At 59.3% G+C, this 12,518-nt stretch carries 7 protein-coding genes and 1 pseudogene; 4 read left to right on the forward strand and 4 right to left on the reverse strand.

The window, feature by feature from the left end; genetic code table 11:
• Positions 1 to 285: 285 nt before the first annotated feature.
• Positions 286 to 1,911, reverse strand: coding sequence for a methyl-accepting chemotaxis protein (locus ACYZTM_RS17695; protein ID WP_131061410.1), 1,626 nt, complete (start codon positions 1,909 to 1,911; stop codon positions 286 to 288).
• Between the two features lie 386 nt (positions 1,912 to 2,297).
• On the opposite strand from ACYZTM_RS17695, the gene ACYZTM_RS17700 reads away from it, so the two are divergent.
• The 4 genes and pseudogenes from ACYZTM_RS17700 (at position 2,298) to ACYZTM_RS17715 (ending at position 4,880) form a co-directional block, all read left to right on the forward strand.
• Positions 2,298 to 2,528, forward strand: a complete 231-nt coding sequence (locus ACYZTM_RS17700; RefSeq protein WP_461983765.1) for a hypothetical protein — start codon at positions 2,298 to 2,300, stop codon at positions 2,526 to 2,528.
• Positions 2,525 to 2,827 carry a cell division protein ZapA gene (locus ACYZTM_RS17705; protein WP_131061408.1) on the forward strand — a complete coding sequence of 101 codons (303 nt, stop codon included), beginning with the start codon at positions 2,525 to 2,527 and terminating at the stop codon, positions 2,825 to 2,827. Before ACYZTM_RS17700 ends, ACYZTM_RS17705 begins: the two co-directional genes overlap by 4 nt.
• A gap of 145 nt (positions 2,828 to 2,972) precedes the next feature.
• Positions 2,973 to 4,016 (forward strand): annotated as a pseudogene (locus ACYZTM_RS17710) (HAMP domain-containing protein); the annotation flags it as partial.
• A 132-nt stretch (positions 4,017 to 4,148) separates the two neighbouring features.
• Positions 4,149 to 4,880, forward strand: coding sequence for a methyl-accepting chemotaxis protein (locus tag ACYZTM_RS17715; protein WP_461989156.1), 732 nt, complete (start codon positions 4,149 to 4,151; stop codon positions 4,878 to 4,880).
• 137 nt (positions 4,881 to 5,017) lie between these two features.
• Here ACYZTM_RS17715 and ACYZTM_RS17720 read toward each other — a convergent pair whose 3' ends face one another.
• The 3 genes from ACYZTM_RS17720 to putA all read right to left on the reverse strand — a co-directional run bounded on the left by ACYZTM_RS17720 (position 5,018) and on the right by putA (position 12,400).
• Complete coding sequence (locus ACYZTM_RS17720) at positions 5,018 to 6,274, reverse strand: IS256 family transposase (RefSeq protein WP_461964636.1); 1,257 nt, start codon at positions 6,272 to 6,274, stop codon at positions 5,018 to 5,020.
• A 115-nt stretch (positions 6,275 to 6,389) separates the two neighbouring features.
• A complete protein-coding gene (locus ACYZTM_RS17725; RefSeq protein ID WP_461983767.1) occupies positions 6,390 to 8,192 on the reverse strand; it encodes an acyl-CoA dehydrogenase in 1,803 nt (600 codons plus the stop codon).
• Positions 8,193 to 8,449: 257 nt separating this feature from the next.
• Positions 8,450 to 12,400 (reverse strand): trifunctional transcriptional regulator/proline dehydrogenase/L-glutamate gamma-semialdehyde dehydrogenase, encoded by a 3,951-nt coding sequence (gene putA, locus ACYZTM_RS17730; protein ID WP_461983769.1) that lies wholly within the window; start codon positions 12,398 to 12,400, stop codon positions 8,450 to 8,452.
• Positions 12,401 to 12,518: the final 118 nt, after the last annotated feature.

The raw sequence follows: 12,518 nt of genomic DNA on the forward strand, positions 1-12,518 counted from the left end.
TGCGTGCCAGCGATTCTAACCTGTTGAAATGTGATGCTGTCAAAAAGCTTTTATAGAATTCTGACAACATCTACAGAGCCGGTTGAAATCACCGTGGCGAGGGTTTTATCTGTGGCGAGGGGATTTATCCCCGTTCGGCGGCGACGCCGTCGCAAGGCCTGTTTGCGGGGTATGCCTGGAAGAACGCAGGGGGCCGCTTCGCAGTCCAGCGGGGATAAATCCCCTCGCCACAGAAGATCCCTTCACCACAGATAAATCGCCTGGCCACAGAGTTGGGGGGACTCTTTAGAGGCTAAACCGCCCAACCATGTTGTTCAGGTCCAGCGCCAATCGCGACAATTCATTGCTCGCCGCACTCGTCTGATTCGCCCCGGTCGCCGATTGAACCGACAAATCACGAATGTTCACCAGGTTGCGATCCACTTCACGGGCGACCTGCGCCTGTTCTTCCGCCGCACTGGCGATCACCAGGTTGCGCTCGTTGATCTCGACGATGGCGCTGTTGATCGTGTCCAGCGACAGACCTGCACCGCGAGCGATGTTCAAGGTCGATTCGGCGCGTTCGGTGCTGTTACGCATCGAATCCACCGCGTGTTCGGTACCGCTCTGGATGCTGCCAATCATGCGTTCGATTTCGCTGGTCGACTGCTGAGTGCGATGCGCCAGTGCACGAACCTCATCCGCCACCACCGCGAAACCACGCCCGGCTTCACCGGCACGCGCAGCTTCGATCGCTGCGTTCAATGCCAGCAGGTTGGTCTGGTCAGCCAGGCCGCGTATCACGTCCAGCACCTTGCCGATGTCACGGGATTCATTGGCCAGATCGCCAATCAAGGTCGCGGTGCTCTGCACATCGGCGCTCATGCGTTCAATGGCGCTGACGGTTTCCTGCACCAAGTCACGACCGTCACCGGCCGAGGTGGTGGCGTTTTTCGAGGCTTCGGAAGTGCTGACGGCATTGCGTGCGACTTCTTCCACGGCGCTGGTCATTTCATTGACCGCGGTGGCGGCCTGTTCGATTTCGTTGTTCTGTTGGGTCAGGCCACGGGCGCTTTCGTCGGTGACACTGTTCAACTCTTCCGCAGCGGACGCCAATTGCGTGGCCGAACCGGAAATTCGTTGCAGGGTGTCGCGCAGCTTGTCCTGCATCTTCGACATGGCCAGCAGCAAGCGGCCGGCTTCGTCTTCGCCATCAACGGTGATCGGGCGAGTCAGGTTGCCCTCGGCGATTTCTTCGGCAGCGCTCAGGGCATTGGCGATCGGCTTGGTGATGCTGTTGGTCAGCAGCCAGGCGAACAGCACGGTCAGCCCGGAGGCGATCACCAGCAGGGTGACGACCAGGTTGAACGCCGAGGAATACTGATCAGCTGCCTGCTGGTTAAGGTCGACCGCTTGTTGGTTGTTGATCAGCATCAGGCGGTTGAGCACGGCGTTGACGGCTTCAGAGTTGTTCAGCAGATCGGTGTTAAGCAAGGTGCGCAGTTCTTCCATCTGATTGTTGCGCGACAGGCTCTTCATCCGGTCTTCAAGCTGACGATACTGGCCAAGCAACTGCACGTACTGGTCGTAAGCCGCACGCTCGTCAGGGCTGGAGATGAACTTTTCATACTCAGTCTGAGCGGCACGGATCTGTTGATTGCGCTGGTCGAACAGCTCGATGGTCTTTTGCTGAACGTCCGGTTCGCGGTTGGTCAACAGGCGATAGGACAGGACCCGCAGACGCAGCGTCAGTTGGGTGAACTCATCCAGCGCCTTGATGCTCGGCACGCTGCTCTGGACGATGTTCTCGCCTGCGCCGCGAATCTTGCTCATCTGGTTCAGGGCAAACACACCCAAAACCAGCATCAAACCGCCAATCAGGGCGAAACCGAGGAACGCCCGCGGTGCGATATTCATATTACGAAGGGACATGCTGTTTACCAAAGTGAGCGCACCCGTGCGGCGCTGAAGCTGACGTATGAGTGACTTATCGGTCATGCGACTAAAGTCTTGAGCGCCTGCGCGTTTTTGTCGCAGAAAGGCTGTTTTCTGTAGGAGCGAAGCTTGCTCGCGAAAAATATCCAGGCAGCGGGTTCATCCAGACAGCCCGCGTAATCGTTAACGTCCTTCGCGAGCAAGCTTCGCTCCTACAAAATCGGGCGACGAAGTGAAGGAACCAGATTCGCCAATCACAGTCTTTAGAGCTCGCGAGGACGGTCACCCGCCAGGAAAATCAAGGGCTGCGCCTGAATAACCCTGGCATCCGTGGTGACTTTTCTTTATCGTACGCGCCCTTTGAAAATGCTTGGAAAATCAAAATGTTGGAAGCATCCCTTAGCCAATTGGAACAGCTGGTCAACGACCTGGTGCAACAGAACCAGACGCTGCTCGGCACTAACCAGACCCTGAGTGCAGAACTGGCCCAGGCCAAGGATGAAAGCGAAAGCCTGCAGCTGAGCCTGATGGAACAGGAAGAGAAACAAGGCGCCACCGCGGCTCGCATCCAGGCCCTGGTTGAGCGCGTCAGCGCCGGCCCGGTCAGCGCATGAATCACGGCGCCGCAGGGGTAAAAGTCGTCTCGATCCTGGGGGAGGACTATTCGATCAAGGCGCCGGCCGGGGAAGAGCAAACCCTGCTGGACGCCGCGATGATGTTGAAAGCTGCCTTGGCCGACACCAAAAGGAAGTACCCGACGCTGATCGGTGACCGCTTGCTGGTGCTGGCCGCGATGAATCTGTGTTCCCAGCAGATCGAAATGCAAAAACAGCACCAGCAGGAACTCGACCGTTACCAAGAGCAAGTCAGCGCCACGGTTGAAGTGATCTCCAAGACGATCAATCAGGCCTGATCGGCTTTGCGCACAACCAAAGAATAGATTGTCGGTTTAGTTGTATACAATCGGCACGGCTGTTGCAGTGTTTCAGCCTCTTATTCTTTGGGGGTGTTCCATGCAGTTCTGGCGACGCAGTATTCAATGGCAGTTGATCCTCAGTATGGGCACTGCCCTGCTGGTCAGCATCCTGATCGTGGTTGGCATTTATACCCTCGTGGTCAACCGTCTCGCCCAGAGCTATCTGGTCGAACAGGCACTGCCGTCGAGCATCAAAGCGATGCGCAACGACATCGAACGAATCCTCGTCCAACCCCTCACCGCCGCCAAGGACATCGCCAGCAACAGCATGGTGCGCGACTGGTTGGCCGGGGGTGAAAGCAGTACCCAGACCGCTGCGTTCGTGCAGTATCTGGAAGGCATCCGCGCTGAACACAAGGCGTTCACCGCGCTAATCGTCGGCACGGCTTCAAACCATTACTTCACTGAAAAAGGCCTGGACCGGACCCTCAGTCGTTCCAACCCCAAAGACACCTGGTTCTACGCATTCCTCGACAGCAACCAGCCGCGCACCCTCAATATCGACAATGACACCGCGACCGGAGAACTGGCGCTGTTCATCGACCTCAAAGTCGAGCAGGCCGGCAAAGTCGTGGGCGTTGCCGGGCTTGGCCTGAGCATGAAAGAGCTGTCGGAGTTGATCCACAACTTCAACTTCGGTGAGCGCGGCAAGGTCTATCTCGTGCGTTCCGACGGTTTGATCCAGGTTCATCCCGAGGCGCAATTCAGTGGTAAACGCACGTTGGCCGAGCAAATCGGTGCCGCGGCGGCGCAAACGGTCATGGGTCAGCTCTCTACCTCCAAAGCGTCCGCCATCAGCAGCGGTTTTACCCGCGAAGGCGAAGATTTTCTGGCATTGAGCCTGCCATTGCGGGATCTGGGCTGGACCCTGGTGGCCGAAGTGCCACAGTCGCAGATCTACGCCGAAGCCCGTCGCGCCATGTGGATGAGCAGCGGCATTGGCCTGGCGGTGGCACTGGTGTGTCTGATGTTGGTGGTCTTGCTGGCCCGTGGGTTGGTGCGGCCGATCCGTCAGGTAACAGCCGCGCTGGTAGCCATCGGTAGCGGTGGGGGAGATTTGACCCACCGGTTAGATTCCAGCCGCGCCGATGAGCTGGGTGACCTGGCGCGCGGCTTCAATCGATTCCTCGACAGTCAGCGCGAAATGATTGGCGATGTGCTGACCACGAGCGAGAGATTGCGCACCGCCGTCGGGCAGGTAGCGCGGGTGGTGGATAACACTGCGGAACGTTCTGGTCGTCAGCAGGAAATGACCGACATGGTTGCCACGGCAGTCCACGAAATGGGCCTGACGGTGCAGGAAATCGCCCAGAACGCGGGCAATGCCGCCGTCGCTTCGCAGAATGCTCGCGATGAAGCCATGCAGGCACGGGAAGTGGTCGGTGGTTCGATCCGGCATATAGAAAGCATGTCCGATGAAATCGGCATCGCGGCGGGCGCCGTGGGCGAGCTGGCCAATCAGGTGGCGTCGATTGATCAGGTGTTGGCGGTGATTCGAGGGATCTCCGAGCAGACCAATTTACTGGCACTGAACGCGGCCATCGAAGCCGCGCGGGCCGGCGACATGGGACGTGGTTTTGCAGTGGTGGCGGATGAAGTGCGGACATTGGCGCGGCGGACTCAGGCGTCCACCGACGAGATTCAGCAGATGATCGGCAGCCTCAAGCAGGGCGCTGAGAATGCCGTTTCCTCCATGCATTCCGGGCAAGCAGCGACGGGCACCGGCGTCGAGTCGAGCCAGCGCACCGGAGCGTCACTGACAGCGATTACCGGGCAGGTCGAGCGCATCAGCGACATGAACCATCAGGTGGCGACGGCCACGGAAGAGCAGTCGGCGGTGACGGAAGAGATCAATCGCAATGTGCAGGGGATTTCGGATTTGGCTCGGGCGACGGCGGGTGAAGTCAGGGCTTGCAGAGAGGATTGTAAGACTTTGCAGCGGTTGGCGGATGATTTGGCGCGGCAGATGGGCAGTTTCAAATTGAGTTGATGTGTTGTCGGTGCGGGCCTCTTCGCGAGCAAGCCCGCTCCCACATTTGATTTCTGGTGTCCACAAATTATGTGTTCACCGCAGATCAAGTGTGGGAGCGGGAGGGTGTCCCTGATTTTGTGTAAACGGGATTTCTATTAAACCGTTAACAGCCGATCTTCAAACTGGATACTGAAGCGATTCAAAGCCGCTTTCCAGTCCCGGATCGGCATTGTCCACTTTTTGCTGATGTTGTTCAGCGCCAGATAAAACAGCTTCATCACCGCCTCGTCGGTCGGAAATGACGCACGCGTTTTGATCACTTTACGCAGACTCATGTTGATCGATTCGATGGCATTGGTGGTGTAGATCACCTTGCGAATTTCGGCTGGATAGTCAAAAAACGGAATCACCCGAGCCCAGTTTCGTCGCCATGACAGGCTGATCGATTGGTACTCGGCGTCCCATTTGGCTTCAAATTCGCAGAGCCGTTGCTCAGCCAGCTCGGCGGTGGCCGAGGTGTAAATCAGCTTGAGGTCAGCCGCGACTTCCTTCTGCCGTTTCCACGATACGAAGTTCAAACTGTTGCGCACCATGTGCACGATGCACAGCTGAACGACGGCTTTTGGGTAAACCGTTTCAATCGCCTCAGGGAAGCCTTTGAGGCCGTCCACGCAGGCGATGAAGATGTCCTGCACGCCCCGATTCTTGAGTTCGGTCACCACTTGCAGCCAGAATTTTGCGCCTTCGGTTTGAGCGATCCACAAGCCCAGCACCTCTTTGTGACCCGCCATGTTGACGCCGATGGCCAGATAAACCGCCTTGTTGCGCACGGCGCCGGCATCGCGCACTTTGACGTGAATGCAGTCCAGATAGAGGATCGGGTACAGCGCGTCCAGCGGCCGCGCCTGCCAGAGTTTGACCTCATCACTCACCGCGTCGGTAATCGCCGAGATCAGGCTGGGAGAGACCTCGGTGCCGTACATTTCCTGCAAGTGCGCCTGAATTTCTCTGACACTCAAACCGCGAGCGTACAGCGAGATGACTTTGTCATCGAAGCCCGTCCAGCGGGTTTGATGCTTGGCCACCAACTGCGGCTCGAAGGACGCCTGCCGGTCGCGAGGGATGTCGAGCGGCAGTTCGCCGAAGTCGCCCTTCAGGGTTTTACCGCTGTGACCGTTGCGCGCATTGGCGGCGGTGTTGGTGATCGTCGCGCTTTTGTCGTGCCCCAGGTGTTCGGTCATCTCGGCTTCAAGGGCCCGCTCGACCAGCATCTTGGTGAGCTGTTTGAGCAGGCCGTTTTCGCCGATGAGATCTTCGGGCTTTTTGTAATTGGCCAACAGACTGTCGGCCAGTTTAACCAGCTCAGGATCAGGCTTGACTCGTTTGGCTCGCTTGGGTTTTGACTCGGTCATTGGATTTCCTTGGGGTAGGCAGTCTCCTGCCAAATGACCGTTTACACAAAACTAATTACACCCTCGGGAGCGGGCTTGCTCGCGAAAGGATTGCAGCAGCACCACAAGGCTTTGGTTAAAACCACTCATCCTGCATGTTCAAACAAACATCATCCCGCGCCTCAAGAATCGCCAGCTCATGGTGGCAACCCGGCACTTCCCACGTCAGGAAATACCGCGCCGCCTGCAGCTTGCCTTTATAGAAGCTCGCATCAGCCGCATTACCCTTGGCCAACCCTTCCTCGGCGCGAATCGCCTGTTCCAGCCAGCGCCAGCCAATCACCGTGTGCCCGAACACCTTCAGGTACAGCGCCGAGTTCGCCAGGCTGCTGTTGACCTTGCCTTGCCCCAGATCCGTCAGCAAACCAATCGTCACTGTTTGCAGGCGTGCCACCAGTTTCTCCAGCGGTTCACGCAGCGCGGTCAACGACTCATGCGCCTGCGCTCGCTCAGCAGTGTCGGCGATCAGTCGAATCAGTTGCTTGAGCCCAGAACCACCGTTCTGCGCCAGTTTACGTCCCAGCAAGTCCAGCGACTGAATGCCATGAGTGCCTTCATGAATCGGGTTCAAACGGTTGTCGCGGTAGTACTGCTCCACCGGATATTCGCGGGTGTAACCGTGGCCGCCAAGAATCTGGATCGCCAGTTCATTGGCCTTCAGGCAAAACTCCGACGGCCAGGATTTGACGATCGGTGTCAGCAAATCCAGCAGCTCTTGGGCCTGTTTGCGCTCGGCTTCAGTCTCAAGGGTCGTGGTGTCATCGAATAACCGTGCCGCGTACAGCCCAAGATCGAACGAGCCTTCGACGTAGGCTTTCTGGGTCAGCAACATGCGTTTGACGTCGGCGTGCTGAATGATCGCCACCGGCGCAGTGTTCGGGTCCTTGCTGTCCGGCACGCGACCCTGCGGACGCTCGCGGGCGTACTCCAGGGAATACAGATAACCGGCGTAACCGAGCATCACCGCGCCCATGCCGACGCCGATCCGCGCTTCGTTCATCATCTGGAACATGTAGCTCAGGCCGTGGTGCGGTTTGCCCACAAGGTAGCCGACACACTCGCCGTTATCGCCGAAGTTCAGCGCGGTGGAGGTAGTGCCACGCCAGCCCATCTTGTGGAACAAGCCGGCCAGCAGCACGTCGTTACGTTTGCCCAGGCTACCGTCGTCGTTAACTAGGAACTTGGGCACGATGAACAGCGAAATACCCTTCACCCCGGCCGGTGCGTCCGGCAATTTCGCCAGCACCATGTGCACGATGTTTTCCGACAACGGGTGATCGCCGCCGGAGATGAAGATCTTGTTGCCCTTGAGTCGATACGTGCCGTCAGACGCAGGCTCTGCGCGGGTACGAATATCCGACAGCGACGAGCCAGCATGCGGCTCGGTCAGGGCCATGGTGCCGAAGAAGCGGCCATCGATCATCGGTTGCAGGAAGCGCTGTTTCTGCTCCTCGGTGCCGAAGCTTTCGATCAGGTTCGCCGCGCCCATGGTTAGGAACGGATAAGAGGTCGACGCTGCGTTGGCCGACTGAAAGTGCGCGAAGCAGGCTTGGGACAACAGCGTAGGAAGTTGCATGCCGCCGGCGTCGAAACTGCGCGCGGCGTTGAGGAAACCGGCTTCAAGGAAGGCATCCACCGCCGGTTTCACCTCCGGAATCAGAATCGCCTGGCCGTCTTCATAGCGCGGCTCGTTTTCGTCACCCTTGCGGTTGTGCGGGGCGAAGAACTTCTCGGCGATGTTGCGGGCAGTGCCGATGGCGGCATCGAAGGTTTCGCGGTTGTGCTCGGCGAAACGCTCACGCTGGGTCAGACCTTCGGCATCGAGGACTTCATACAGCTCGAAAGCCAGATTGCGGGAACTGAGCAACGTCTCGGACATGGCGGCCTACCTTTTTTGGAATGGACCGAGTCTAGGCGTGGGAATAAAGGCTGAACAGGATGATTGATGAGCGTGATGGTGGAGCCGCGCAGCGACTTAGCAGACACCACAAAACAACTGTGGGAGCGGGCTTGCTCGCGAATGCGGTGTAACAGTCGATGTTGATGTCGACTGACACTCCGCTTTCGCGAGCAAGCCCGCTCCCACAGGGGGGTTGCGTACCGGGCGCCCATTGCGGATGCCCGGCCTTATTGCGTTTAGCCGATCGTCATCAAGCTGGCATTACCACCCGCCGCAGCGGTGTTAACGCTCAACGCCCGCTCGATCACCAGACGCTCCAGCGCAATGCTGGTTTCGCCCTGCGATAGGCCGTGTACACCAACAATCGCTCCGGCACGTTTGGCCACTTGATGGCACACCGCACGCAGCTGATCGGAATGGCCATGATGCAGAACCGCATCAAACACCACTTCGTCCTTGCCCCAGTCGGCAACCAGTTTGATCTTCGCCTGAATGTCCTTCGGCAGACGTGCGAACAGTGCCTTGGTCAATTCAGCTTCCGGCCACACCGCCGAACCGCCGACGGCCAACACCGCCGCCAGTTGAGTCAGCAGATCGCCTTCGACTTCTGCCAGGCACAGCACGTGTTCGCGCGGCAGGATGGCGTAGCTGTTGCGCTCACCGGTCGGGCCAGCCAGTACACGGGTGATGCCGCTTTGCGATTGCGCCGCGAACTGCACGCACAGGGTGCTCAGGTCGGCAAACTTGTTGCTGTCGGCCCAGGCTTTCAGTGCGGTCAGCGGTTTGCTCATGGCATCACGCAGACGAACGTCCGGGGCAGCGATGGCATCACCGCGAGCGAAGGATTGTTCGATTGCATCCGTAGGACGTGTCGACAGCAGACGGTACAGGTACAGCGGACCACCCGCCTTAGGCCCCGTGCCCGATAAACCTTCGCCGCCGAACGGCTGCACGCCAACCACGGCACCCACGATGTTGCGGTTCACGTAGACGTTACCGGCGTTGACGTTGTCGATCACCTTGGCGATGGTCTCGTCGATCCGGGTGTGCACACCCAGCGTCAGGCCGTAGCCGGAAGCGTTGATCTGACCGATCAGTTGATCGATGTCTTTGCGCTTGTAACGAACCACGTGCAGCACCGGACCGAAAATCTCCCGTTGCAGTTCGTCGAAGCTTTCCAGTTCGATCAGGGTCGGCATCACGAAGGTGCCGCGTTTGACTTCTTCGCCGTTGGCGATCGCCACCTGGTACACGTTGCGACCTTTGTCGCGCATGGCCTGGATGTGCTTCTCGATGCCGGCCTTGGCTTCGGCGTCGATCACCGGGCCGATGTCCACGGACAGGCGCTCTGGGTTGCCGAGACGGCATTCAGCCATGGCGCCCTTGAGCATTTCGATGACACGGTCAGCGGAATCTTCCTGCAAGCACAGCACACGCAGTGCCGAGCAACGTTGACCGGCGCTGTCGAAGGCCGAGGACACCACGTCGATCACAACCTGTTCAGTCAGTGCCGAGGAGTCGACGATCATCGCGTTCTGGCCGCCGGTTTCAGCGACCAGCGGAATCGGACGACCCTGTGCATCCAGGCGGCCGGCGACGTTGCGTTGCAACAGACGCGCAACTTCGGTGGAACCGGTGAACATCACGCCTTTGACCCGATCGTCGCCGACCAGGCGGGCACCGACGGTTTCGCCTCGGCCCGGCAGCAGTTGCAGCACGCCTTCCGGAATCCCGGCTTCGAGCAGCAAGCGCACGGCTTGAGCCGCCACCAGCGGGGTTTGTTCCGCAGGCTTGGCCAGCACCGGGTTACCGGCGGCGAGGGCAGCAGCAACCTGGCCACTGAAAATCGCCAGCGGGAAGTTCCAAGGGCTGATGCACACCACCGGACCCAATGGACGGTGGGCGTCGTTGGTGAAATCGTTGCGAGCCTGCACTGCGTAGTAACGCAGGAAGTCCACGGCTTCACGCACTTCAGCGATGGCGTTGGCGAAGGTCTTGCCGGCTTCGCGAGCCAGCAGGCCCATCAGCGGCTGGATCTCGCCTTCCATCAGATCGGCGGCACGTTCCAGAATCGCGGCGCGTTCGGCGGGCGGGGTGGCCTGCCAGATCGGTGCGGCGTTCAGGGCGCACTGGATCGCGTTGTCGACGTCTTCGACGGTCGCTTCCTGCACGTGACCAACCACGTCACGCAGATCGGACGGGTTGAGGACTGGCGCAGGGGTTTCGGAGCTGGACGCGCAACCGAGCATCGGCGCAGCTTTCCAGTGGTTGTGAGCAGTGGCCAGCAAAGCGCAGGACAAGGAAGCCAGGCGATGTTCGTTGGCCATGTCGATGCCGCTGGAGTTGGCGCGCTCGGCACCATAAAGATCACGCGGCAGCGGGATACGCGGGTGCGGCAGGCCGAAGCCGCCTTCCAGCGTCGCCATCTGCTCGATGCTGGCCACTGGATCGGCCACCAGCGCCTGAATCGAGATGGACTGATCGGCTATCTGGTTGACGAACGAAGTGTTCGCACCGTTTTCCAGCAGGCGACGCACCAGATACGCCAGCAGCGTTTCGTGAGTGCCGACCGGTGCGTACACGCGGCACGGACGGTTCAATTTGCCTTCGGAAACTTTGCCTACAACCTGTTCGTACAGTGGTTCACCCATGCCGTGCAGGCACTGGAACTCGTACTGACCGGGGTAATAGTTCTGACCGGCGATGTGGTAAATGGCCGACAGGGTGTGGGCGTTGTGCGTGGCAAACTGCGGATAGATGACTTCCGGGACCGATAGCAGTTTTCTAGCACACGCGATGTAGGAAACGTCGGTGTACACCTTGCGGGTGTAGACCGGATAGCCTTCCAGGCCTTCGACTTGGGCGCGCTTGATTTCGCTGTCCCAGTACGCGCCTTTCACCAGACGGATCATCAGGCGATGACGGCTGCGGCGAGCCAGGTCGATCACATAGTCGATCACGTACGGGCAACGCTTTTGATAAGCCTGGATCACGAAGCCGATGCCGTTCCAGCCGGTCAATTGCGGCTCAAAGCACAGGCGCTCCAGCAGATCCAGCGACAGCTCGAGGCGGTCGGCTTCTTCGGCGTCGATGTTCAGGCCGATGTCGTATTGCTTGGCCAGCAGGGTCAGCGACAACAGGCGCGGGTACAACTCGTCCATCACACGTTCGTACTGTGCACGGCTGTAACGCGGGTGCAGTGCCGAGAGCTTGATGGAAATGCCCGGGCCTTCATAAATCCCACGACCGTGGGACGCTTTGCCGATCGAGTGGATGGCTTGTTCGTACGAGGCCAGGTATTTCTGGGCGTCGTGCTCGGTGAGTGCGGCTTCACCCAGCATGTCGTAGGAATAGCGGAAGCCCTTGGCTTCGAACTTGCTGGCGTTGGCCAATGCTTCGGCGATGGTTTCGCCGGTGACGAACTGCTCGCCCATCAGGCGCATGGCCATGTCGACGCCCTTGCGGATCATCGGCTCGCCGCTCTTGCCGATGATGCGGCTCAGGGACGACGTCAGGCCTGCTTCATTATGGGTGGCAACCAATTTGCCGGTCAGCAACAAGCCCCAGGTCGCGGCGTTGACGAACAGCGACGGGCTGTTGCCCAAGTGCGGGTGCCAGTTGCCCGTGCTGATCTTGTCGCGGATCAGCGCGTCACGGGTGCCCTTGTCCGGAATGCGCAGCAGCGCTTCGGCGAGGCACATCAGCGCTACGCCTTCCTGGGACGACAGGGAAAATTCCTGCAACAGGCCCTGAACAATTCCGGCACGGCCGCCGGCGCTCTTCTGATTGCGCAGCTTCTCGGCAATCGAGGAGGCGAGCTTGTTGGTGGCTTCGGCCATCGCAGCAGGCAGGCGCGCCTGTTCGATCAGCATCGGCACCACTTCAGGTTCCGGGCGACGGTAGGCGGCGGTGATCGAGGCGCGCAGTACCGATTGCGGCAGGATGCTTTCGGCGAATTCGAGGAAGCACTGGTGGGCGTGATCCAGAGGCGCATCGACGATGTCGTCGGAATCCTTGGTCAAACCGTTCAGCTCGGTCAGGGTTGCACCACCCTCGAGTTTTTCCAGGTAATTGAAAATTGCCTGCTTGATCAGCCAGTGCGGCGTGCGATCAATTGAGGTCGCGGCAGCCTTGAGGCGCTCGCGGGTCGGGTCGTCAAGTTTGACCCCAAGGGTGGTGGTAGCCATATTTTTATCCTCATGTTTGCCACGACCGCGTGGCATCAGCTGGCGGCAAGATTAGCCGCGCAACCGTCGAGGTGCAACCGGGTGCAACCCTTTTTTTGTCGGAATAATAAGCAGCTCG

The sequence above is a fragment of the Pseudomonas sp. MDT2-39-1 genome, assembly GCF_054898085.1.